Origin of the sequence: Serratia sp. JKS296, assembly GCF_900215445.1 — a bacterium.
Classification (GTDB): Bacteria; Pseudomonadota; Gammaproteobacteria; order Enterobacterales; family Enterobacteriaceae; genus Serratia; species Serratia marcescens.
The window spans coordinates 96,183-120,652 of sequence record NZ_OCMX01000001.1 but is presented as its reverse complement, the minus strand read 5'-3'; the positions used below and the strand labels follow the sequence as shown (position 1 = coordinate 120,652).

Sequence of the window (24,470 nt, the reverse complement as noted above, 5' to 3'; positions counted from 1 at the left end):
GCCCTTGTCGTCGTCAAGCCAAACGCTGTTTCGCTGCGGCGATTGCCGCCGCGACCTGCTGCGGCGCGACGCCGCCTTTGGCCGCACGCTTGTCCAGGCAGGATTGCAACGCCAGGATCGGATAGACGTCGTCGCCGATCGTCGCGCTGAACTGCTGCAAATCCGCCAGCGGCAGCGCTTCCAGCGGTTTGCCTTGGCGAATCGCTTCTACCACCGCCTCACCGACGATATGGTGCGCTTCGCGGAACGGCACGCCTTTGGCGACCAGGTAGTCCGCCAGCTCGGTGGCATTCGCATAACCCTGCTCCGCCGCTTCCCGGCAGCGCGGGCGCTTCACCTGAATGCCGTCCAGCACCAGCGCCGCCATCTGCAGGCAGTCCATCCAGGTGTCGAGCGCGTCGAACAGCCCTTCTTTGTCTTCCTGCATGTCTTTGTTGTACGCCAGCGGCAGGCCTTTCAGCGTCATCATCATGCCGGTCAGCGCGCCCTGTACGCGGCCGCACTTGCCGCGGATCAGCTCCAGCGCGTCCGGGTTTTTCTTCTGCGGCATCAGCGAAGAGCCGGAGGTCACGCGGTCAGACAGCTCGACAAACGCCGCCTCGCCGCTGTTGAAGAAGATCAGATCTTCGGCGAAGCGCGACAGGTGAACCATGCTGATGGCGGCGTTGGACAGCAGCTCCAGCACGTGATCGCGATCGGAGACGCTGTCCAGGCTGTTGCGGGTCGCCGAGGCAAAGCCCAGCCAGCCGGCCAGCTGCTCGCGATCGATAGGATAAGCGGTGCCGGCCAGCGCGCCGCTGCCCAGCGGGCTGACGTCCAGCCGTTTCAGGGTATCCTGCAGACGGCTCTCATCGCGCGCCAGCATCTCGACATAGGCCAGGCACCAGTGCGCGAAAGTCACCGGCTGCGCGCGTTGCAGGTGCGTATACCCCGGCATCACCGCATCCTGGTTGGCTTCGGCGGTCTCCACCAGCGCCTGCTGCAGTTGGACGATCGCCTGATGCAGATCGCCGATCTGCTGTTTGCACCACAGCTTCAGATCGGTCGCGACCTGATCGTTGCGGCTGCGGCCGGTGTGCAGCTTCTTGCCCAAGTCGCCGACCTTCTCGATCAGCTTCTGCTCTACCCAGCTGTGGATGTCTTCCGCATCGCTTTGGACGATCGCCAAAGGATCGGCCTGGACTTCCTTCAGTAACGCATTCAGCGCCTGCTCCAGCTGCTGTTGCTCCGCTGCGGTCAACACGTTAACGGTCACCAGCGCCTTCGACCAGGCCACCGAGCCCACGATATCCTGCTCCGCCAGGCGATAATCGAACCGCAGCGAATCATTGAGTTGTTTGAACCGCTGATCCGCCGCCTGAGTGAACCGTCCGCCCCAAAGTGCCATATCTTACTCCTGAATTTTTATGCGAAAGGGCGCAGCATGCTGCGCCCTTGCAGAGTCACGCCAATCGATTATTTATTCTTTTTCTCGTTCAACGCGCGAATGCGTGAAGACAGAGAGAACAGACGGATAAATCCGCCCGCGTGGCTGTGATCGTAAACTTCGTCTTCGCCGAAGGTGGCGAACTCTTCGGAGTACAGGCTGTTGGCGGATTTTTTCTGGGTCGCCGTCACCTGGCCTTTGTACAGCTGCAGCACCACTTCACCGTTCACCTCTTCAGCCAATGCTTCGGCAGAGGCCTGCAGCGAGCGGCGCAGCGGCGCGAACCAGCGGCCGTCGTACACCACATAGGACATCTCCAGGCCCAGCTGCTCGCGCCATTTGAAGCTGTCGCGATCCAGCACCAGCTGCTCGATGGCGCGCAGCGCCGCCACCATGATGGTGCCCCCCGGGGTTTCATAGCAGCCGCGGGATTTGATGCCCACCAGACGGTTTTCCACGATGTCGATACGGCCGACGCCGTGCTTGGCGCCCAGCGCGTTCAGGGTTTCCAGGCACTGATACGGCGACAGCGCTTTACCGTTAACCGCCACGACGCGGCCTTTCTCGACGGTAACGGTCACCTGCTCAGGCTGGTCCGGCGCTTCCTGCGGATCGACGGTCCATACCCAGCAATCCTTGTTCGGCGCATTCCACGGGCTTTCCAGCACGCCGCCTTCGGTGGAGATGTGCCAGGCGTTCTCATCGCGGCTGTAGATTTTCTCCAGCGATGCGGTGGTCGGGATATTGCGCTCTTTCAGGTAATCCAGCAGCGCTTCACGGGAACGCAGGTTCCACTCACGCCACGGCGCCACCACTTTCAACTGCGGCGCCAGCGCGGTGTAGGTGGTTTCGAAACGCACCTGATCGTTGCCTTTACCGGTTGCGCCGTGGCACAGCGCGTCGGCGCCCACTTTCAACGCCAGCTCGACCTGCGCCTTGGCGATGATCGGCCGCGCCATCGAGGTGCCCAGCAGGTAGCTGCCCTCGTACAGGGCGCCGGTCTGCAGCACCGGATAAACGTAATCGCGGATAAATTCTTCACGCAGATCGACCACGTGGCATTCAGAGGCACCGGACTGCAGGGCTTTTTGCTCCACGCCTTCCAGATCGCTGCGCTCCTGGCCGATGTCCGCCACGAACGCCACCACTTCACAGCCGCCGTAGTTCTCTTTCAGCCATGGAATGATGGCCGAGGTATCCAGGCCGCCGGAGTACGCCAGAACGATTTTTTTGATGCCTTGGTTTTGCATGATCTATTCCTTTCTAATTCTAAAATTAAGCGAGGATCCGGGTGCCAATCGACACGCCGTTAAACAAAGCAGGAAGCTGATCGGCATGGCGCCAGCTGGCGATATCCACCGGGCGGCCGAGGGTGCGGGCGGCGTCGAGCGCCGCATTCACCTTCACCACCATACCATCGGTGATGATGCCTTGCGCGATCAGTTGTTCCGCTTTTTGTGCCGTCATTTCCGCAATGCGTTGCCCCTTGCCGTCGAGGATGCCGCTGACGTCCGACAGCAGGATCAGATCCGCCCCCAGCGTCGCAGCCAGCGCCGTCGCCGCCTGATCGGCGTTCACGTTCATTAACTGCCCTTCGGCGGTGATGCCGATGGAGCTGATAACCGGCAGGTAGCCGGCGCCCAGCAGGGTATTGAGCAGCGCGGGCGAGCCGGGCTGCGCGTTGCCGACGTGGCCCAATGCCGGATCGAGCGGGGTCACGACCGCGCTGCCGCCGTCCGCCAGGCTCAGGCCGACGGCGTTGATTTGGTGTTTAATCGCCCACGCCAGCAGCGTTTTGTTGGCGGTGCCGGCCAGCGCGCCGGTGATGATGTCGATCTGATCGGCCGGCGTGACCCGCAGGCCGTTCTTTTTCACCACCGGCAAAGCGAGCTGCTTCATCAGTTCGTCCACCACGCAGCCGCCGCCGTGGACGATCACCAACGGGCGCTGGTGCTGCTGCCGATAGCTGTCCAACGCGGTAAACAGACGCTCCAGCGCTTCTTCACTGTCTAATAACACGCCACCTAACTTGATAATTAACGGGTTCATTGCTGTTTACTCACGCTGGTTTAAAGGAGTGATTGGGTTTCCGGGAAGCCGAAACGGATATTCAGGCATTGCACCGCCTGCGCCGCCGCGCCTTTCAGCAGGTTGTCTTCCGCCGCCACGGCGATCAGATGCTCGCCCTGCACCGCAAAGCCGATGTCGCAGAACGGCAGCCCCACCACCGCTTTCAGCGCCGGCACGCCCTGGTCGTACAACCGCACCAGCGGCTTGTCGTCATACGCGGCGTGATAGGCGGCGGCCACGTCCTGCGCGGTCACGCCGGCTTTCAGGCGGCAGGTGATGGTTTCAAGGATGCCGCGCGGGAAGTTGCCCAGATGCGGCGTAAAGATAACCGGCACGCCCAGGTGCGCGGCGATCTCCGGCTGGTGCCGGTGAGTGAAAATGCCGTACGGCTGCAGGCTCACTTCGCAGAAACTGGTGGTCATGCTGGCCTTGCGCCCGGCGCCGCTGACGCCGCTGGTGGCGTTGATCACTGGCCACTGATCCAGATTCAGCAACTGTTTTTCGATTAACGGTTTCAGCGCCAGCTGCGCCGCCGTCGGGTAACAGCCCGGCACGGCGATCAGCTGCGCCTGTTTGATCTTGTCGCTCTGCCACTCCGCCAGGCCGTAAACCGCCTGCTCCAGCAGGGCGCCATGCTGATGTTCGAAACCGTAATACTGGCTATAGAAACCGGCATCCTGCACGCGGAAGGCGCCGGACAGATCGAACACCACGCAGCCTGCCGCCAGGAAGGCCGGTGCGATATCGTGGCTGACTTCATGAGCGGTGGCGAGGAACACCACGTCGATGCCCTGCGCCGCCTTGGCGACGTCGGTCAACGGCTGCAGCGGCAGATCGACGATGCCTTTCAACTGGGGATGGAGATCGGAAAGCAACTTTCCTGCATCTGCACTTTGCGCTGAAACCGCTAAAGCGGTTATGTTCATGTGTGGGTGGCGATTCAGGTAAGCCGTGAGCTCCGCTCCGGCGTAACCGCTGGCACCAACGATCAGCGTATTCAACATGTGGCCTTTCACCTTCTAAACTGACGTGCGGTCGCTTGCGACCCAGGTAACAGGGCTCGCCAGCGTTGTTGCGCCGTTCACCCACGGAGCCAGGCGTTGATGCTTTTATAAACATCCGGGCATCGGGTTCCCTTACGCTTCGGCTTACTGTATTTTTATTCAAAATAAATGCATGAATATTGATACTATCCTAACCAAAGGCTGTCAACAGTGAAGATGAAATTACCTCCATTTATTGAGCTGTACCGGGCGTTGATCGCCACTCCGTCGATCAGCGCCACCGATGCCGGCCTCGATCAGAGCAATGAGGCGTTAATCAACTTGCTGGCCGGATGGTTTGCCGACCTGGGCTTTCGCGTCGACGTACAGCCGGTGCCGGAATCGCGCCACAAATTCAACCTGCTGGCCAGCATCGGCGAAGGCAGCGGCGGCCTGCTGCTGGCCGGCCACACCGATACGGTGCCTTACGACGAAGGCCGCTGGACGCGCGATCCCTTCACCCTGACCGAGCACGACAACAAGCTCTACGGGCTGGGCACCGCCGACATGAAAGGCTTCTTCGCCTTTATTCTGGACGCGGTGCGCGACATCGACGCGAGCAAACTGACCAAGCCGCTGTACATTCTGGCGACCGCAGATGAAGAAACGACGATGGCCGGCGCACGTTATTTCGCCGCCTCCACCGCCATTCGGCCGGATTTCGCCATCATCGGCGAACCGACCTCGCTGCAGCCGGTGCGCGCGCACAAGGGCCACATGGCCAACGCCATTCGCATCGTCGGCCAGTCCGGCCACTCCAGCGATCCGGCGCGCGGTGTCAACGCCATCGATCTGATGCACGAATCCATCGGCCGCCTGATGGAGCTGCGCAAAACCCTGCAGGAGCGCTACAACAACCCGGCGTTCGCCGTGCCTTATCCCACCATGAACTTCGGCCATATCAGCGGCGGCGACGCGGCCAACCGCATCTGCGCCTGCTGCGAGCTGCACCTGGACATCCGCCCGCTGCCCGGCATGACGCTCGACAACATTAACGAACTGATGCATCAGGCGCTGGAGCCGGTGAGCCAACGCTGGCCGGGCCGCCTGACCATCGAAGAGCTGCATGCGTCGGTGCCGGGCTACGAGTGCCCGACCGACCACCGCATGGTGGCGGTGATCGAGGAGCTGCTGGGCACCCGCACGCAGGTGGTCAACTACTGCACCGAAGCGCCGTTCGTGCAGCAGGTCTGCCCGACCCTGGTGCTCGGCCCCGGTTCCATCGATCAGGCCCACCAGCCGGACGAGTACATCGACACCGCGTTTATCGAACCGACGCGCAAACTGCTGGGCCAACTGGTCAATCACTTTTGCCGGCAATAAACCCGATATTTAGCAGGGGAAATGCTTTATGCTTTCCCCTAACTCAAAATAAGTAGAAAACGGCGAAATAAGCCGTGCTGATAACCGACGCGCCGTAATTAAATTTCAGAAAATGCGCCGATTTTGATGTTTTTTTGCTAAAAATAGTGTCAATTGACGATTGGACAGGAACGCGATGTGATCAGGCAGGCGGTCTGCGCCTGACGCGTGAAATTTATTTACAAGATAAAAATCATACAGAACTGGGTCAGGGGTTATATGAACGAACAATATTCGGCAATGCGCAGTAATGTCAGTATGCTCGGCAAATTGCTCGGCGATACCATCAAAGAAGCGCTGGGTGAGCATATTCTCGATCGCGTTGAGACCATCCGTAAGCTTTCCAAATCCTCACGCGCCGGCAACGAAGCGCATCGCCAGGAGCTGCTCTCCACCCTGCAGAACTTGTCCAACGACGAGCTGCTGCCGGTGGCGCGCGCCTTCAGCCAGTTCCTCAACCTGACCAACGTCGCCGAGCAGTACCACAGCATTTCGCCCAACGGCGAGGCCGCCAGCAACCCGGAAGCGCTGGCTCAACTGTTCAGCCGTCTCAAAGACAAAAAGCTCAGCGACAAAGAGCTGCAGCACGCGGTATCGCAACTCTCCATCGAGCTGGTGCTGACGGCGCACCCGACGGAGATCACCCGCCGCACCCTGATCCACAAGCTGGTGGAGGTCAACACCTGCCTCAGCCAGCTCGATCACAACGATCTGGCCGACTACGAGCGCAACAAGATCATGCGCCGCCTGCGTCAGCTGGTGGCCCAGTCGTGGCACACCGATGAAATTCGCAAACACCGCCCTTCCCCGATCGACGAAGCCAAATGGGGCTTTGCGGTGGTGGAAAACAGCCTGTGGGAAGGCGTGCCGGCGTTCCTGCGCGAATTCAACGAACAGCTGGAAAACTCCATCGATTACAGCCTGCCGGTGGAAGCGGTGCCGGTGCGCTTTACCTCCTGGATGGGCGGCGATCGTGACGGCAACCCGAACGTGACCGCCGAAATTACCCGCCATGTGCTGCTGCTCAGCCGCTGGAAAGCCTGCGACCTGTTCACCCGCGATATCCAGGTGCTGGTCTCTGAGCTGTCGATGACCGAATGCACCCCGGAGCTGCGCGCCCGCGCCGGCGGCGATGAGGTGCAGGAACCGTACCGCGAAATCATGAAGCAGCTGCGCAGCCAGCTAATGAGTTCCCAGGCTTATCTTGAAGGCCGCCTGAAGGGCGAGCGCGTGCTGAAACCGCACGACCTGCTGGTGAACAACGAGCAGCTGTGGGAGCCGCTGTATGCCTGCTACCAGTCGCTGCAGGCCTGCGGCATGGGCATCATCGCCAACGGTCAACTGCTGGATACCCTGCGCCGCGTGCGCTGCTTCGGCGTGCCGCTGGTGCGCATCGACGTGCGTCAGGAGAGCACCCGCCATACCGAAGCCATCGCCGAGCTGACCCGCTATCTGGGGCTGGGCGACTATGAAAGCTGGTCGGAAGCCGATAAACAGGCGTTCCTGATCCGCGAGCTGAACTCCAAACGCCCGCTGGTGCCGCTGAAATGGCAACCGAGCGCCGACACGCAGGAAGTGCTGGAAACCTGCCGGGTGATCGCCGAAGCGCCGCAGGGCTCGATCGCCGCCTATGTGATTTCGATGGCGCGCACGCCTTCCGACGTGCTGGCGGTGCACCTGCTGCTGAAAGAGGCCGGCTGCCCGTTCGCGCTGCCGGTCGCCCCGCTGTTCGAAACCCTCGACGACCTGAACAACGCCGACGACGTGATGACCCAGTTGCTGAACATCGACTGGTATCGCGGCTTCATCCAGGGCAAACAGATGGTGATGATCGGCTATTCCGACTCGGCGAAAGACGCCGGCGTGATGGCCGCTTCCTGGGCGCAGTACCGCGCGCAGGACGCGCTGATCAAAACCTGTGAAAAGGCCGGCGTGGCGCTGACGCTGTTCCACGGCCGCGGCGGTTCCATCGGCCGCGGCGGCGCTCCGGCGCATGCGGCGCTGCTGTCGCAGCCGCCGGGCAGCCTGAAGGGCGGCCTGCGCGTCACCGAACAGGGCGAGATGATCCGCTTCAAGTTCGGCCTGCCGGAAGTCACCATCAGCAGCCTGGCGCTGTATGCCGGCGCGATCCTCGAGGCCAACCTGCTGCCGCCGCCGGAACCGAAGAAAGAATGGCGGGCGCTGATGGACGACCTGTCCGAGACCTCCTGCCGGATGTATCGCGGCTACGTGCGTGAAAACCCGGACTTCGTGCCTTACTTCCGCGCGGCCACGCCGGAGCTGGAGCTGGGCAAACTGCCGCTGGGCTCACGCCCGGCCAAGCGCAAGCCGAACGGCGGCGTGGAGAGCCTGCGCGCCATTCCGTGGATTTTCGCCTGGACGCAGAACCGCCTGATGCTGCCGGCCTGGCTCGGCGCCGGCGCCGGATTGCAGGAAGCGGTGAAAGCCGGCAAACAGGCGGAGCTGGAGGCGATGTGCCGCGACTGGCCATTCTTCTCCACCCGTATCGCCATGCTGGAAATGGTGTTCGCCAAGGCCGACCTGTGGCTGGCGGAATACTACGATCAGCGCCTGGTGGATAAATCGCTGTGGCCGCTGGGCCAACAGCTGCGCGATCAGCTGGAAAGCGACATCAAGGTGGTGCTGACCATCGCCAACGATGCGCACCTGATGGAAGACCTGCCGTGGATCGCCGAATCCATCGCACTGCGCAACGTTTATACCGACCCGTTGAACGTCTTGCAGGCCGAATTGCTGCACCGTTCGCGCCAGCAGGAGCAGCCGGACGCCCGCGTAGAGCAGGCTCTGATGGTCACCATCGCCGGCGTCGCCGCCGGGATGCGCAACACCGGCTAGTGCGCCTCATCGCGGCACCGTTTATCGGGGCCGTTTTTTTATGCCTTCCCCCACAAAAAAAGGGCGCCGCGGTAAAGCGGCGCCCTTTTAAATGGAACAGACCCGTCAGGCGGCGGCCACCGGACGCACGCCCAGCGTGTGGCAGATGGCGTAGCTCATCTCGGCGCGGTTCAGCGTATAGAAGTGGAAATCTTTCACCCCTTCGCGGCTGAGGATCTTCACCATGTCCATGGCGATGTTGGCGCCGACCATTTTGCGGGTCTCCGCATCGTCGTCCAGCCCTTCGAACATGCTGGTCATCCAGCTTGGCACCCGCACGTTGGTCATGGTGGCGAAGCGCTGCAGCTGCTTGAAGTTGGACACCGGCAGAATGCCCGGCACGATTTCCACGTCGATACCGGCGGCGACGCAACGGTCGCGGAAGCGCAGGTAGCTCTCAACGTCGAAGAAGAACTGGGTGATGGCGCGACTGGCGCCGGCGTCGATCTTGCGTTTCAGGTTAATCAAATCGGCCTGGGCGCTCTTCGCCTCCGGGTGCACTTCCGGGTAGGCGGCGACGGAAATGTCGAAGTCGCCCACGTCTTTCAACAGCGCCACCAGATCGGTCGCGTACATGTCCGGCTTGCCGCCGCCCGGCGGCAGATCGCCGCGCAGCGCCACGATATGGCGGATGCCGCTGTTCCAGTAGTCGGTCGCGATGTCGCGCAACTGCGCCGGGCTGGCGTCGATGCAGGTCAGGTGCGGCGCAGCCTCCAGGCCGGTGCGCTCCTTGATCCCCTTGATGATGCTGTGGGTGCGATCGCGCTCGCCGGAGTTGGCGCCGTAGGTGACGGAAACGAATTTAGGTTTGAGGATGCTCAGACGATCGATCGACTGCCACAGGGTCTCTTCCATCTCGCTGGTGCGTGGCGGGAAGAACTCGAATGATACGTTAATCTGGCCGTTCAACTCCGCCAGACTCTGATTCAGCGCTTCCCGCTGGTTTGCGTGGAAAAAACTCATACCCTGCTCACCTCTTCTCGATCACTGTTTTTATTTCATCTTGATGAGCGTCTATACGTTTAGACGTCTAGATAGAAAATGCCGCATGTTGGCTAAAGAGTCAACAGGAAAATGAGGGGAATAAGATGATTAATCCTCACCCGCTCAAAGAGGAAATTTCATGACAGCGGCAGGGATAAGTATGGCAGGAAAAGCAAAGGGGCGCGGTGAACCCGCGCCCGCAGAGGATTAAAGCAGCTGCGCCAATCGGTTAAGGTCCGACTGGATCGCGCCGGCGGTCACATCGCGGCCGGCGCCCGGCCCGCGGATCACCAGCGGATTATCGCGATACCAGCGGCTCTCGATGGCGAACACGTTGTCGCACGGCAGCAGCGAGGCCAGAGGATGCTCAGGGCGCACTGCCTCCACGCCGACCCGCGCCTTGCCGTTGGCGTCGAAACGCGCCACGTGACGCAGCACCAGGCCCATTTCGCTGGCGGCCTCAAAGCGCTGTTGCATCTGCTGATTCAGCGCCTCGCCGTTCTCGAAGAACTGATCGACGGAGCCCAGTTCGCAGCCCGCCGGTACCAGTGACTCGACCCGCACCTGGTTCGGTTCGATGTCGTAGCCCGCCTCACGCGCCAGGATCACCAGCTTGCGCATCACGTCCTGGCCGGAGAGATCGACCCGCGGATCCGGTTCGGTGAGCCCCTGCTGCCAGGCCTGATCCACCAGCTCGGTAAACGGCACCGTGCCGTCATACTGCAAGAACAGCCAGGAGAGCGTGCCGGAGAAGATGCCGCTGATCGCCAGAATGCTGTCGCCGCTGTCGCGCAGATCGCGCACCGTGTGGTTGACCGGCAGGCCGGCGCCGACGGTGGCGTTGTACAGCCAGTGGCGGCCGGTTTTGGCGAAGGCGTCGCGAATTTGGCGATAGCTGTCGCTGCACGAGGCCCCCGCCAACTTGTTGGCGCTGATCACGTGGAAACCGTGGCTGGCAAAATCCAGATACTGCCCGGCCAGCTCTTCGCTGGCGGTCACGTCAAGCACCACCAGATCGTCGAACGGGTGCGCGCGCATCCACAGGAACAGCGATTCTTCGTCCAGCGCCTGCGCCTCATCCTCAAAGAACGCCAGCGCGCGGCTGGCATCCAGCCCGTCGTAGTTCAGCAGGCTGCGGCGGCTGTCCACCACCCCCGCCAGGATGAATTCGAAGCCGCTGCGCGCGGAAATATGGGTCTGCTCGCGGGCGAACAGCTCCAGCCAGCGGGAGCCGATGTTACCCTTGCCGAACAACACCAGGCCGATGCGCTTCTCGGCGCGGAATAGGCTTTGGTGCAGCCCCTGGATCAGCAGCGCGGTCGGCCCCTGGCGCAATACCGCCACCAGGCTGATGCCATCTTCCGCCTGCCAGATAAACTCGACCGGCTGATCTTTCAACTGCTGATAGAAACGGTGGCTGTGCAGCGGATTCTTGCATACCCCGGCGCCGACCATCGCCACCAGCGCCAACCCTTCGCGCAGGCGCAGCTCGCCTGGCAGCGCCGCGGCCTGCAGCGTCACCAGCGCGCTGTTGACCACCTCGGAGGTGTAGCACAGCTGCACCCGATTGCGGTCAGGGTGGATGCCCACCGCCAGCGGTTTGATCTGCGCACGCTTGAGCACCAGATCCAACTCTTTCTGCGCCAGTTTGAAGTCATGCTGAGCGGCGACGTGCAGTTCAATCAGGCACACATCATCGTGGCTGGTGACAATCTTGGCGCCGGTGCCGGACGCCAATACGCGCTCGATGCGCGTCGAGCCCTGCTCCGGCTGATAGCTGCAGCGCAGCTGAAGATCGATATCGCTGCCGGAGACCGGCTGCAGAGTACGGGTGTGCAACACCGGCGCCGCCAGACGCGCCAGCTCGCTGGCTTCGTCCAGACGCAGCAGCGGCAGCAGGCAGGCGTCTTTCACCTTGCGCGGATCGGCGCTGTATACCCCGGCCACGTCGCTCCAGATGGTGACGCGAGCAGCGCCGGCCAACGCGCCGACCTGAGTGGCGGAGTAGTCGCTGCCGTTACGCCCCAACAGCACGGTTTCCCCGGCGTCATTGCGCGAAATGAACCCGGTCACCACCAGGCGTTTGCCCGGGTGTTGGGCCATCAATTGCTGTAGCAATGGGTAAGAACGGCCTTCATCCACCTGCGGCTGCGCGGCGCGCTCGGCGCGCAGGAAATCACGCGCGTCCAGCCAGGCCGCCTGCATATCCAGGTGGTTGAGCACCGCCGCCATCAGGCGCGCCGACCAGATCTCGCCGTGCCCGACCACTTCGGCATAGCACACGTCGTCGACGTTGCCGTCCAGCAGCGCCGCCAGACGTTCCAGATCCTGAATGAACTCGGCGATCAGCGGCTCGGCGCTTTCCGGCGGCAACAGGCCGCTGATAAGATCGCTGTGATAGCGACGCAACGTCTGCTGCACCTGGTGCGCAGACAGGCGATCGCTCTGGCTGAGCTTCAGCCAGTTGATCAACTGGTTGGTGGTACTGCCGGCGGCCGATACCACCATCATGTCGCCCGGCTGGCTGTATTCCGCCATAATCCCGGCCACACGCAGATAACACTTCACATCCGCCAGACTGCTGCCGCCAAACTTGTGCAGTTGACGCCCGCTCACCGGCCCTGCTACAGCAATTGCATTCATGCTTACCTCGTTGCCGCCGCCTGGAAAGCGCGTTCCAGATCGGCAATCAAATCTTCACTGTCTTCAATACCCACGGAAATGCGCAGCAGGCTCTCGGAGATGCCGGCCGCTGCCCGCGCCTCCGCCGCCATGCCGGCGTGAGTCATGGTCGCTGCATGCGAGATCAGGCTTTCTACGCCGCCCAACGATTCTGCCAGAGTAAACAGCTCAAGGGCAGAGAGAAAACGGCGCAGCACCGCTTCATCGCCGTCCAGTTCAAAACTCAGCATCGCGCCGAAACCGCGCTGCTGACGGCGGGCGATCTCATGCCCCGGATTCTCCGGCAGGGAGGGATGATACAGCTTTTTCACCAGCGGTTGCTGCTGTAAATAGTCAACAATCGCTTCAGCATTTTGTTGCGCCGCCTTGATGCGCGGCGACAGCGTGCGCATGCCGCGCAGCAACAGATAACTGTCGAACGCGCCGCCGGTCACGCCAATGTTGTTCGCCCACCAGGCCAGCTCGACCGCCAGCTCGGGATCTTTGGCAATCACCGCCCCGGCCACCACGTCCGAATGCCCGTTCAGGTATTTGGTGCAAGAATGGACCACCAGATCGGCACCGAGTTCGATCGGCTGTTGCAGGGCCGGGCTGAGGAAGGTGTTGTCCACCACCGTCAACGCGCCCGCCGCATGCGCGGCAGCGCAGATCGCCGCGATGTCCACCACCCGCAGCAGCGGATTGCTGGGGCTTTCTATCAGCACCAGCTTCGGCTTTTGCGCCAGCGCCTGCTGCAGGGCTTCTTCATTACCCTGATCGACGAACAGCACGCGATAGGCGCCGCGCTTGCTCAGGCTGTCGAACAGCCGATAGCTGCCGCCGTAGCAGTCGTGCGGCGCCACCAGCAGATCGCCGGGCTTCAACAACACGGTGGTCACCAGATGGATCGCCGACATCCCGCTGCCGGTCATCACCGCGCCGGCGCCGCCTTCCAGCTCCGCCAACGCGCGCTGCACCACGTCGCGCGTCGGGTTGCCGCGTCGCGAGTAGTCATGGGCCCGGGGTTGGTTGAAGTCGGTAAAGTTATAGGTGCTGGAAAGATGAATCGGCGGGACAACGCAGCCGTACTGTTCGTCGTCGTTCAGGCCGCTGCGTACGGCAATCGTGGCTGGTTTACGCGTCATGGGCTCGCTCGGCTCTCGGTTCGGTGGATGAGGCCTAAAGAGTAATCGCAGGATTGATAGACGTCAATACATCTGGACATCTAAACTTCTTTGCGTATAGATTGAGCAATGACACAATACCCGCTAAAATTATGCCGATATGACATGACGATAAGATGTTAAGCGGCAATGCCTGGCCGAAGCGGGGCATTCAGTGACCCTGGTCGCGTAAAATTGACATTTATTTAGTGAGAACAGTGAAGATCGGGCATAATTGGCCGGTTTTTAGAATTTTGTAATTTTTCTGACAAAGTTAAGGTGTCCCATGGCTGAGTGGAACGGCGAGTATGTCAGCCCTTACGCTGAACACGGTAAAAAAAGCGAGCAAGTCAAAAAGATCACGGTATCCATTCCGCTGAAGGTCCTGAAAATCCTCACCGACGAACGGACCCGTCGCCAGGTGAACAACCTGCGCCACGCCACCAACAGCGAACTTCTGTGCGAAGCGTTTCTGCATGCCTTTACCGGCCAGCCGCTGCCGAACGATGAAGACCTGCGCAAAGAGCGCAGCGATGAAATCCCGGAAGCCGCAAAAGCGTTGATGCGCGAACTGGGTGTCGATCCCGATACCTGGGAATATTGAGAACCGCCCGGCGAACGCCGGCGGCAGAAAAGAAAAAAGGCGCCCAGGGCGCCTTTTTCATCGGTCGATAAGAAATCTTATTTCTTAGCGCCTGGTACGCTGAAACGCTTGTTGAAGCGGTCAACGCGGCCACCGGTAGCAACGTCACGCTGCTTGCCAGTGTAGAACGGGTGGCATGCGCCACAAACGTCCAGGTTCAGATCGTGGCCCACGGTGGAGCGGATCTTCATCACGTTACCGCAAGAGCAGTTAGCAGTAACTTCTTCGTATTTTGGGTGGATACCTTGTTTCATGGGAAACCTCAGTTAAGGCCGTGTCGCTATCCAGCCCTGTTTCGCCAGACACCACACGTGGTTGATAATAGAATTTTGGTATCGAATTATACCAAAGGCGGCAAATTATACAGCATTAGTCGGGGCGCGCAATCGGAACCGTACATTTGCCGATGCGCCGTGTAAACTGATGCCCACTTTTTTTCAATTTGGATGAGATCATGCCCGTCGTACACGTTGCTTTGCCGGTCCCCCTCGCCCGCACCTTCGACTATCTGCTGCCGCCCGGCATGCAGCCGGTGGCCGGCGCGCGCGTGGGCGTGCCCTGGGGCAGGCAGCATGCAATCGGCATCGTCACCGGCTGCAGCGACACCAGCGAACTGCCGCTGGACAAGCTCAAGCCGATCGACAGCGTGATCGACACCGAGTCGCTGTTCTCTCCCAGCCTGTGGCGCATCCTGCGCTGGGCCAGCGATTACTATCACTATCCCATCGGTGAAGTGCTGTTCCATGCGCTGCCGATCCTGCTGCGCCAAGGCAAACCGGCCGAGGCCGCGCCGCTGTGGCAGTGGTTCGCCACCGAAGAGGGGCGCGCCACCCCGCCCGAAAGCCTGAAACGCGCGCCGAAACAGCAGCAGGCGCTGGCGGCGCTGCTGCAACGCCCGGTCTATCGCCATCAGGTCAGCCAGCTTGAGCTGACGGAAAGCGCTCTGCAGGCGCTGCGCGCCAAAGGGCTGATCGACCTGCGCGCTCAGGTCGCGGCCACGCAGGACTGGCGCCCCAACTTCGCGGTGCTGGGCGAGCGGCTGCGACTGAATACCGAACAGGCCACCGCCGTCGGGGCGATCAGAAGCGAGGATGAGCAGTTTGCCGCCTGGCTGCTGGCCGGGGTCACCGGCTCCGGCAAGACCGAGGTGTATCTCAGCGTGCTGGAGAACGTGTTGGCCAAAGGCCGGCAGGCGCTGGTGCTGGTGCCGGAAATCGGCCTGACGCCGCAAACCATCGCCCGCTTTCGCGAGCGCTTCAACGCGCCGGTGGACGTGCTGCACTCCGGGCTGAACGACAGCGAACGGCTGGCGGTTTGGCTGCGCGCGCGCAGCGGCGAAGCCGCCATCGTCATCGGCACCCGCTCGGCGCTGTTCACGCCGTTCCGGCAGTTGGGCGTAATCATCATCGACGAAGAGCACGATAGTTCTTATAAACAGCAGGAAGGCTGGCGCTACCATGCCCGCGATCTGGCGGTGTTCCGCGCCCGGGAAGAAGACATCCCGATGGTGATGGGCTCCGCCACGCCGGCACTGGAAACGCTGCACAACGTGCAACTGGGCAAATATCGCCAGTTGAAGCTCACCCAGCGCGCAGGCAACGCCAAACCGGCGGCGCAGCACCTGATCGATCTGAAAGGGCTGCCGCTGAAGGTCGGCCTGTCGCAACCGCTTTTGAAAAGCATGCAGCACCATTTAAAAGCCGGCAACCAGGTGATGCTGTTCCTCAACCGCCGCGGTTACGCTCCGGCGCTGCTGTGCCACGAGTGCGGTTGGATCGCCGAGTGCCAGCGCTGCGATCACTACTACACCTTCCACCAGCATCAGCGCCAGCTGCGCTGCCACCACTGCGACAGCCAGCGACCGGTGCCGCACCAGTGCCCGCAGTGCGGCTCCACCCACCTGGTATCGGTCGGCGTCGGCACCGAACAGCTGGAACATGAGCTGGCGCCGCTGTTCCCCGACACGCCGATCACCCGCATCGATCGCGACACCACCAGCCGCAAAGGGGCGCTGGAGCAACACCTGGCGGATATTCATCGCGGCGAAGCGCGCATTCTGATCGGCACGCAGATGCTCGCCAAAGGCCACCATTTTCCCGACGTCACGCTGGTGGCGTTGCTGGACGTGGACGGTGCGTTGTTCTCCGCCGACTTCCGCTCCGCCGAGCGTTTCGCTCAGCTGTATACCCAGGTCTCCGGCCGGGCGGGCCGAGCGGGCAAACAGGGTGAAGTGCTGCTGCAAACCCACCATCCGGAGCACCCGCTGCTGCAGGTGCTGCTGCAACAGGGTTACGACGCCTTCGCCAAACAGACGCTGGCGGAGCGCAACAGCGTGTTTCTGCCGCCTTACACCAGCCACATCATCGTGCGCGCCGAAGATCACGACAACCAGCAGGCCCCGTTGTTCTTGCAGCAGCTGCGCAATCTGTTGGAAGCCAGCCCGCTGAAGGACGACTCGCTGTGGGTGATGGGCCCGGTGCCGGCGCTGCAATCAAAACGCGGCGGCCGTTTCCGCTGGCAGCTGCTGCTGCAGCACCCGACGCGGCGCGTCCTGCAACAGCTGATGAAAAGCTCGCTGCCGCTGATCGGCACCCTGCCGCAAACGCGCAAGGTGAAATGGACGCTGGATGTCGATCCGATCGACAGCTGATCCCGGAAAAGTCCGATTTAGCTGCCGCAGTGCAAACGTTTACCCTTGAAATTGCGAGCGAACGCTAAAAAACCTTCTCAGGTCACATTTTTTATGCAAATTAGGTAACAAAGGCGGGGCGTATTCTGTTTAGAATGTCTGCGAGGGCAAATTTTGTCGCCACATCGCAGCGCGACGGAGTGCCCGAACGCGAGTGGCGCTCAATGACAACAATCCCGCCACCGCATGCCGGACATTGTGAGCAAACAGCAGTAGTGGCGTCGGCATGGGGCTGACGCAAGGAGAAAGGCGTTGGAACACAAGAAAGAGTTATCCATGGCGACCATGAAAGACGTCGCCGAAATGGCGGGCGTTTCAACGGCTACCGTATCGCGTGCGCTGATGAACCCGGAAAAGGTGTCAACGCCAACGCGCCAGAAAGTGGAACAGGCCGTGCTGGCCGTGGGTTATTCTCCTCATGCTCTGTCACGCAATATCAAACGCAACGAATCCCGCACCATCCTGGTGATCGTGCCCGACATCTGCGATCCGTTTTTCGCCGATGTGATCCAGGGGATCGAACAGACCGCGGCCCAACAAGGTTATCTGGTGCTGATCGGCGACTGCGCGCAGCAAAATCAGCAAGAGCGCACCTTCGTCAATCTGATCATCACCAAACAGATCGACGGCATGCTGCTGCTGGGCTCCAACCTGCCGTTTGACGCTAGCAAGGAAGAGCAGCGCAACCTGCCGCCGATGGTGATGGCCAACGAGTTTGCCCCCGAGCTGGAACTGCCGACGGTGCACATCGATAACCTGACCGCCGCCTTTGAAGCCGTGCATTATTTGCATCAATTGGGCCACCGGCAGATCGCCTGCGTCGCCGGGCCGGAACAGATGCCGCTGAGCCATTATCGGCTGCAGGGTTACGTTCAAGCGCTACGTCGTAATGGCATTACCGTCGAAAGCAGCTATATTACCCGGGGTGATTTTACCTACGAAGCCGGCGCGCAAGCGCTGACGGCGCTGATGGCTCAGCCGAAACCGCCGACGGCGGTGTTCTGCCACAGCGACGTCATGGCGATCGGCGTGCTGTCCCAGGCGAAGAAAATGGGGCTGCGGGTACCGCAGGATCTGTCGATCGTCGGCTTTGACGACCTCAAGCTGGCGCAGTATTGCGATCCGCCGCTGACCACGGTGGCGCAGCCGCGTTTCCAGATAGGCCAACAGGCGATGTTATTGCTGTTGGAGCAGTTGAACGGCCAGACGGTGGCCAGCGGCTCCCGGCTATTGGACAGTGAATTGATTATCAGAGGCAGCACCGCTGCCCCGAAACGCTAGTCAAATATTTTAGGGTTCAGTAACATGACGGACTTATCCTCTCATCAGGACACAGCGGAATAATAGTGGCACAAAAAGACTATGTAAGCCGTGGGCGCGCAGCAGGAGCTAAGCGTAAAACCCCCAGCCGTAAAAAACGCAGTTCTCCGAAGGTTTCCAAAACCGTGCTGGCGTTAGCCGCCGCGTTGCTGGTTGTCTTTGTCGGTGGCCTCTATTTCATTACGCACAACAAGCCGGAAGACGCGCCGTTGTTGCCTGCGCACACCACGCGCCCAGGCAACGGCCTGCCGCCGAAGCCGGAAGAGCGTTGGCGCTACATCAAAGAGCTGGAAAACCGGCAGATCGGCGTGCAAACCCCGACCGAACCGACGGCCGGCGGCGAGCTCAATTCCAAAACTCAGTTGACCGCCGAACAGCGGCAGTTGCTGGAACAAATGCAGGCCGACATGCAGCAGCGCCCGACGCAGTTGAACGAAGTGCCGTATAACGATCCGGGCCAGGCCAACGCGCGCAGCAACCGCCAGCAGCAACAGATGCAACAACAGCAAATGCAGCAGCAGCCGGTACAGCAACAGCAGCAGGTTACCCAGGCGCCGCGCAACCCATTCAACAACGGGGCCGCCACCGCGCCGGTGCAGCAGCACCAGCAGCCGAAGCCGGTCACCCCACCGCCGGTGCAGGTGAAACAGCCTGAGCCGAAGCCGCAACCGAAGCCGGAGCCGAAACCGGAAGTGAAACAGGACACGGCCAAGCAGGACACCAAGCCGGAATCGAAACAGAAGTGGATGGTGCAATGCGGTTCGTTCCGCGCCACCGATCAGGCTGAATCCGTGCGCGCGCGCCTGGCGTTCGAAGGCATCGAGAGCCGCATCACCGCCGGCGGCGGCTGGAATCGCGTGGTGCTCGGCCCCTACAGCAGCCGCGCCGCAGCGGATAAAACCCTTTCACGCCTGAAGGGCGTCGGCATGTCGAGTTGCATTCCCCTCTCCGTTGGGGGTTGAAAAGCGTCAATCCCCCCCCATCTATACTCTCAATATGCCTCGTAGCGTCTGCGAAAGCAGGCGCTGCGGGGACTTCTTTCCGTCTTTAACGAGGGTCTGCTCGTGACAACAATTGTAAGCGTACGCCGCAACGGCCAGGTCGTCATCGGTGGTGATGGCCAGGCAACCCTGGGTAATACGGTGATGAAGGGTAACGTCAAGAAAGTGCGTCGCCTGTATAACGACAAAGTGATCGCCGGTTTCGCCGGTGGCACCGCTGACGCCTTCACGCTGTTTGAACTGTTTGAACGCAAACTGGAAATGCATCAGGGCCACCTGGTGAAAGCCGCCGTCGAACTGGCGAAAGACTGGCGCACCGACCGCATGCTGCGCAAGCTCGAAGCGCTGCTGGCGGTCGCCGATGAAACCGCCTCGCTGATCATCACCGGCAACGGCGATGTGGTGCAGCCGGAAAACGATCTGATCGCCATCGGCTCCGGCGGCCCGTACGCCCAGGCCGCCGCCCGCGCCATGTTGGAAAATACCGAGCTGAGCGCCCGCGACATCGTTGAGAAATCCCTCAACATCGCCGGCGACATCTGTATTTACACCAACCATTTCCACACCATTGAAGAATTGCCTTCCAAAGCGTAAGGATCGAATACCATGTCTGAAATGACCCCGCGCGAGATCGTCAGCGAACTGGACAGCTATATCATTGGCCAAAACAAGGCCAAACGCGCTGTCGCCATTGCCCTGCGCAACCGCTGGCGCCGGATGCAGCTCAACGAGATGCTGCGTCACGAAGTGACCCCGAAAAACATTCTGATGATCGGCCCGACCGGCGTCGGTAAAACCGAAATCGCCCGCCGTCTGGCGAAGCTGGCCAACGCGCCGTTCATCAAGGTTGAAGCCACCAAGTTCACCGAAGTGGGCTATGTGGGCAAAGAAGTGGACTCCATCATCCGCGATCTGACCGATGCCGCCATCAAAATGGTGCGCATGCAGTCGATCGAGAAAAACCGCACCCGCGCCGAAGAGTTGGCCGAAGAGCGCATTCTCGACGTGCTGATCCCGCCGGCCAAGAACAACTGGGGCCAGCCGGAAGAAAATCAGGAACCGTCCGCCGCCCGCCAGGCATTCCGCAAGAAACTGCGCGAAGGCCAACTGGATGACAAAGAGATCGAAATCGATCTGGCCGCCGCGCCGATGGGCGTGGAAATCATGGCACCTCCGGGCATGGAAGAGATGACCAACCAGCTGCAGTCGATGTTCCAGAACCTCGGCGGCCAAAAGCAAAAACCACGCAAGCTGAAGATCAAAGAAGCCTTCAAGCTGCTGGTGGAAGAAGAAGCCGCCAAGCTGGTAAACCCGGAAGAACTGAAAGAGCAGGCGATCGAAGCGGTTGAGCAGCACGGCATCGTGTTTATCGATGAGATCGACAAAATCTGTAAGCGCGGCGGCCAAAGCTCCGGCCCGGACGTTTCCCGCGAAGGCGTACAGCGCGATCTGCTGCCGCTGGTGGAAGGCTGCACCGTGTCCACCAAGCACGGTATGGTGAAGACCGACCACATCCTGTTCATCGCCTCCGGCGCGTTCCAGACCGCCAATCCGTCGGATCTGATCCCGGAACTGCAGGGCCGTCTGCCGATCCGCGTTGAGCTGCAGGCGCTGACCACCGAAGATTTCGAGCGCATCCTGACCGAGCCGAGCGCGTCGCTGACCGAACAGTACAAAGCGCTGATGGGCACCGAAGGCGTCAATATCGAGTTCACCGCCGACGGCATCCGCCGCATCGCCGAAGCCGCGTGGCAGGTCAACGAAAGCACCGAGAACATCGGCGCGCGTCGTCTGCACACCGTGCTGGAGCGTCTGATGGAAGATATTTCCTACGATGCGAGTGAAATTAATGGCCAATCCATTACAATTGATGCGGATTACGTGCGCAGTCATCTGGATGAACTGGTGGCGGATGAAGATTTGAGTCGTTTTATCCTATAATCGCTCAATCATTGTCTTGTCAGTCATCTGTGTGGGAGGCATTGCCTCCCACTATTATTTCTAACGGACACAGAAGCGAAACATGAGCTCATCAACCCCCACCACCCCGATCTCCGCCTGGCTGGAAAGTCTACGCCCCCGCACCCTGCCGCTGGCCTTTGCCTCCATTGTGGTCGGCTCGGCAATCGCCGCCTGGCACGGCAGCCTGAAACCTGAAGTGGCGCTGCTGGCGCTGTTGACCGCCGGCCTGCTGCAGATCCTCTCCAACCTGGCGAACGACTACGGCGATGCGGTCAAAGGCAGCGACAAAGATGATCGCATCGGGCCATTGCGCGGCATGCAGAAAGGCATGATCACCCAAGCGCAGATGAAACGGGCACTGGTGGTGACGGTAGTGCTGATCGCCCTCGCCGGCTGTTCGCTGATCGCCGTCGCCTGCGAGCAACCCAGCGACGTGGTGGGCTTTCTGGTGCTGGGCGGGCTGTCTATCGTGGCAGCCATCACCTATACCGTCGGCAACAAGCCCTACGGATATTTGGGGTTGGGCGACATCTCGGTACTGGTGTTCTTCGGCTGGCTGAGCGTGGCCGGCACCTACTATCTGCAAACGCACACCTTCGACAGCGTGGTGATGCTGCCTGCCACCGCCTGCGGCCTGCTGGCGACGGCGGTGCTCAACATCAACAATCTGCGCGATATCGAGAGCGATCGCGAAAACGGCAAGAACACGCTGGCGGTGCGTCTCGGCCCGCACAAGGCGCGCATTTACCATGCCCTGCTGCTCGGCGGCGCAGTGCTGTGTTTCGCGCTGTTTACGCTGTTCAACCTGCACAGCCCGTGGGGTTGGCTGTTCGTGTTGGCGATCCCGCTGCTGACGCGCCACGGCCTGCGCGTGCTGCGCGATCCGACGCCGGTCGGCATGCGGCCGATGCTGGAACACATGGTCAAAGCGGCGTTGCTGGCCAACCTGCTGTTCGCCATCGGCGTGGCGCTCAGTTAAAAACTGATGATTTTGCCAACAGGGCGAATAAAGGGATATACTGAACATTCCAGCGGCAAACAGACGTAAAATCCTATGAAATACGATACTTCCGAACTTTGCGACATCTATCATGAAGAGGTGAACGTTGTTGAACCTCTGTTCTCCAATTTTGGCGGGCGTACTTCATTTGGCGGGCAGATCACCACGGTGAAATGCTTCGAGGATAACGGCCTGTTGTTCGATCTGCTTGAAGAAAACGGCCGCGGCCGCGTGCTGTTGGTCGACGGCGGCGGTTCGGTACGCCGGGCGCTGATCAACGCCGAACTGGCGCGCTTGGCCGCCCAGAACGAATGGGAAGGCATCGTGGTGTACGGCGCGGTGCGCCAGGTGGACGATCTGGAAGAACTCGACATCGGCATTCAGGCGATGGCGGCGATCCCGGCGGGTGCCGTGAGCGAAGGCGTGGGCGAAAGCGATATCCGCGTCAACTTCGGTGGCGTCACCTTCTTCTCCGGCGACCACCTGTATGCCGACAACACCGGTATCATCCTCTCCGAGGACCCGCTCGACATCGAGTGATTTCCGGTCATGAAAAAGGGCGCCTGAGGCGCCCTTTTCGTTGCTGCATGGCGTGAGGATCAGACCTCTTCCATTTTGCCCAGCAGCGCGCGCAGGCGATCTTGCCATACGTGCTGTTCTTCTTTCAGCTGTTGGTTTTCGCGCACCAACGCTTCGTGGTTGCCGGAGGCAGCCTGAACTTCCTGCGACAGAGAGTTGTTTTTGTCTTTCAGCTCTTCAATTTCCATCTGCAACAAGGTGATGGTATCAATCGCCTGCTGTACTTTTGCTTCCAGTTTCTCAAATACTTCAAATGACATGCTTCAGTCCCCTCATGATAGCAAGGCGTACATCTATAAGTAGCGGCCGCAACATCGGCTGCAGCTACTGCGAATATTGCATCGCGCTCAGTGACGCGCGCCGTTACGAAAGGCGCGCCGGTCTCGATTCGTTAAAAACGATTGTAAGTAGCCAGTCTCCGCCTGTCTAGCAACATACCGGATCATCGCGCAGTCTGTTGCAATTTTCCTGCCCCCGCCATCAGCAAAAACTGAAAATCCCCATCGCCGCCGCCGCGAGTTGTTAACAACCCTCAGCAAACCACTGGTCAGATCACACTTTTATGGCTCAGAAAGAACACTAAACGACGCGAAATCGCTCAATTTTATGACGCGCCACACACATTTTGATTTCGCTATTTCTCGTTTATGTTCGTTAACGATAAATTTACATCACGTCCTTATTCAATAATTGGACGAGATGAAAAAAACTGTGCCCATAGGCCAGATCTCTACCCAACTGAGCCTATAAACCAACAACCGCCGTTTTGCAGGACAACAACATTATGAGCCAAACCACCAGTCCGACATTAAAAGGCCAGTGCATCGCCGAGTTCCTCGGCACGGCGCTGCTGATCTTCTTTGGCGTAGGCTGCGTTGCCGCGCTGAAACTGGCGGGCGCCAGCTTCGGCCAGTGGGAAATCAGCATCATTTGGGGCCTGGGCGTCGCCATGGCCATCTATCTGACCGCCGCCATTTCCGGTGCGCATCTCAACCCGGCGGTCACCCTCGCCCTGTGGCTGTTCGCCTGCTTCGACGGGCGCAAAGTGGTGCCTTACATCATTGCGCAGGTCGCCGGCGCCTTCTGCGCAGCGGCCTTGGTCTACGGGCTGTACTACAACCTGTTCTTCGACTTCGAAGCGGCCCACCACATGGTGCGCGGCAGCAACGAAAGCCTCGAACTGGCCGGCATCTTCTCGACTTACCCTAACGCACACATCTCCGTCGGTCAGGCCTTCCTGGTAGAAATGGTGATCGCGGCAATCCTGATGTGCCTGATCCTGGCGCTGACCGACGACGGCAACGGCATCCCGCGCGGCCCGCTGGCACCGCTGCTGATCGGTATTCTGATTGCCGTGATCGGCGCCTCCATGGGACCATTGACCGGCTTTGCGTTGAACCCGGCGCGTGACTTCGGGCCGAAACTGTTCGCCTACCTGGCCGGCTGGGGCAAAGTCGCCTTCACCGGCGCACGTGATATCCCGTACTTCCTGGTGCCGATCTTCGCCCCTATCGTCGGCTGTGGCCTGGGCGCTTTCGGTTACCGCGCGCTGATTGGCCGCCACCTGCCGTGCGACGTCTGCGTGACGGAGGAAGAGCCCGACGCCAAGACCCAGCAGCGTAAAGCATGATGGGTGCAGTTTTAAACGGTTAACAACAGCAGGATAATTACC

The 24,470-nt window shown here is 60.7% G+C and carries 20 protein-coding genes; 11 read left to right on the top strand and 9 right to left on the bottom strand.

Annotated elements, in window-relative coordinates; all coding sequences use genetic code 11:
* Positions 1–13: 13 nt before the first annotated feature.
* The 4 genes from argH to argC all read right to left on the bottom strand — a co-directional run bounded on the left by argH (position 14) and on the right by argC (position 4,500).
* Positions 14–1,387 carry an argininosuccinate lyase gene (argH, locus tag CRO23_RS00605; protein WP_016929724.1) on the bottom strand — a complete coding sequence of 458 codons (1,374 nt, stop codon included), beginning with the start codon at positions 1,385–1,387 and terminating at the stop codon, positions 14–16.
* 68 nt (positions 1,388–1,455) lie between these two features.
* Positions 1,456–2,676: an argininosuccinate synthase gene (locus tag CRO23_RS00600; RefSeq protein WP_004931061.1), complete on the bottom strand. Its 1,221-nt coding sequence runs from the start codon at positions 2,674–2,676 to the stop codon at positions 1,456–1,458.
* 25 nt (positions 2,677–2,701) lie between these two features.
* Positions 2,702–3,475: an acetylglutamate kinase gene (gene argB, locus CRO23_RS00595; RefSeq protein ID WP_016929723.1), complete on the bottom strand. Its 774-nt coding sequence runs from the start codon at positions 3,473–3,475 to the stop codon at positions 2,702–2,704.
* Between the two features lie 20 nt (positions 3,476–3,495).
* Positions 3,496–4,500 carry an N-acetyl-gamma-glutamyl-phosphate reductase gene (gene argC, locus CRO23_RS00590; protein ID WP_015379409.1) on the bottom strand — a complete coding sequence of 335 codons (1,005 nt, stop codon included), beginning with the start codon at positions 4,498–4,500 and terminating at the stop codon, positions 3,496–3,498.
* A 216-nt stretch (positions 4,501–4,716) separates the two neighbouring features.
* Here argC and argE point away from each other — a divergent pair, with 216 nt between their 5' ends.
* A complete protein-coding gene (gene argE / locus CRO23_RS00585; protein WP_015379410.1) occupies positions 4,717–5,862 on the top strand; it encodes an acetylornithine deacetylase in 1,146 nt (381 codons plus the stop codon).
* Positions 5,863–6,120: 258 nt separating this feature from the next.
* Positions 6,121–8,757, top strand: a complete 2,637-nt coding sequence (gene ppc, locus CRO23_RS00580) for a phosphoenolpyruvate carboxylase (protein ID WP_004931070.1) — start codon at positions 6,121–6,123, stop codon at positions 8,755–8,757.
* 105 nt (positions 8,758–8,862) lie between these two features.
* On the opposite strand, the gene metF is transcribed toward ppc, so the two are convergent.
* From metF to metB, 3 genes are all read right to left on the bottom strand, one after another.
* Positions 8,863–9,759 (bottom strand): methylenetetrahydrofolate reductase, encoded by an 897-nt coding sequence (metF, locus tag CRO23_RS00575; RefSeq protein ID WP_004931071.1) that lies wholly within the window; start codon positions 9,757–9,759, stop codon positions 8,863–8,865.
* Positions 9,760–9,987: 228 nt separating this feature from the next.
* Positions 9,988–12,423: a bifunctional aspartate kinase/homoserine dehydrogenase II gene (locus CRO23_RS00570; protein WP_097101200.1), complete on the bottom strand. Its 2,436-nt coding sequence runs from the start codon at positions 12,421–12,423 to the stop codon at positions 9,988–9,990.
* A gap of 2 nt (positions 12,424–12,425) precedes the next feature.
* On the bottom strand, positions 12,426–13,586 hold the full coding sequence (gene metB / locus CRO23_RS00565) for a cystathionine gamma-synthase (RefSeq protein WP_015379413.1): 1,161 nt from the start codon (positions 13,584–13,586) through the stop codon (positions 12,426–12,428).
* 304 nt (positions 13,587–13,890) lie between these two features.
* Between metB and metJ the strand changes: the two genes are divergently transcribed.
* Positions 13,891–14,208, top strand: coding sequence for a met regulon transcriptional regulator MetJ (gene metJ / locus CRO23_RS00560; protein ID WP_004931076.1), 318 nt, complete (start codon positions 13,891–13,893; stop codon positions 14,206–14,208).
* 77 nt (positions 14,209–14,285) lie between these two features.
* Here metJ and rpmE read toward each other — a convergent pair whose 3' ends face one another.
* The gene (gene rpmE / locus CRO23_RS00555) at positions 14,286–14,501 is read right to left on the bottom strand and encodes a 50S ribosomal protein L31 (RefSeq protein WP_004931078.1); all 216 of its coding nucleotides are present in this window, start codon (positions 14,499–14,501) and stop codon (positions 14,286–14,288) included.
* Positions 14,502–14,701: 200 nt separating this feature from the next.
* Between rpmE and priA the strand changes: the two genes are divergently transcribed.
* From priA to rraA, 7 genes are all read left to right on the top strand, one after another.
* Positions 14,702–16,897: a primosomal protein N' gene (gene priA / locus CRO23_RS00550; RefSeq protein WP_097101198.1), complete on the top strand. Its 2,196-nt coding sequence runs from the start codon at positions 14,702–14,704 to the stop codon at positions 16,895–16,897.
* 291 nt (positions 16,898–17,188) lie between these two features.
* Positions 17,189–18,217, top strand: a complete 1,029-nt coding sequence (cytR, locus tag CRO23_RS00545) for a DNA-binding transcriptional regulator CytR (RefSeq protein ID WP_004931082.1) — start codon at positions 17,189–17,191, stop codon at positions 18,215–18,217.
* Positions 18,218–18,282: 65 nt separating this feature from the next.
* Positions 18,283–19,218: a cell division protein FtsN gene (gene ftsN, locus CRO23_RS00540; RefSeq protein WP_028128088.1), complete on the top strand. Its 936-nt coding sequence runs from the start codon at positions 18,283–18,285 to the stop codon at positions 19,216–19,218.
* Positions 19,219–19,320: 102 nt separating this feature from the next.
* Entirely contained in the window at positions 19,321–19,851 is a 531-nt protein-coding gene (gene hslV / locus CRO23_RS00535) for an ATP-dependent protease subunit HslV (protein WP_004931085.1), read from the top strand.
* A 12-nt stretch (positions 19,852–19,863) separates the two neighbouring features.
* On the top strand, positions 19,864–21,198 hold the full coding sequence (gene hslU, locus CRO23_RS00530) for an HslU--HslV peptidase ATPase subunit (RefSeq protein ID WP_004931086.1): 1,335 nt from the start codon (positions 19,864–19,866) through the stop codon (positions 21,196–21,198).
* An 82-nt stretch (positions 21,199–21,280) separates the two neighbouring features.
* Entirely contained in the window at positions 21,281–22,198 is a 918-nt protein-coding gene (locus tag CRO23_RS00525) for a 1,4-dihydroxy-2-naphthoate polyprenyltransferase (protein ID WP_079450586.1), read from the top strand.
* 75 nt (positions 22,199–22,273) lie between these two features.
* On the top strand, positions 22,274–22,759 hold the full coding sequence (gene rraA / locus CRO23_RS00520; RefSeq protein WP_004931090.1) for a ribonuclease E activity regulator RraA: 486 nt from the start codon (positions 22,274–22,276) through the stop codon (positions 22,757–22,759).
* A gap of 59 nt (positions 22,760–22,818) precedes the next feature.
* Here the strand turns inward: rraA and zapB are convergent, their stop codons facing one another.
* On the bottom strand, positions 22,819–23,058 hold the full coding sequence (gene zapB / locus CRO23_RS00515) for a septal ring assembly protein ZapB (RefSeq protein ID WP_004931092.1): 240 nt from the start codon (positions 23,056–23,058) through the stop codon (positions 22,819–22,821).
* Positions 23,059–23,582: 524 nt separating this feature from the next.
* On the opposite strand from zapB, the gene CRO23_RS00510 reads away from it, so the two are divergent.
* Complete coding sequence (locus tag CRO23_RS00510; protein WP_015379417.1) at positions 23,583–24,428, top strand: MIP/aquaporin family protein; 846 nt, start codon at positions 23,583–23,585, stop codon at positions 24,426–24,428.
* Positions 24,429–24,470 lie beyond the last annotated feature (42 nt).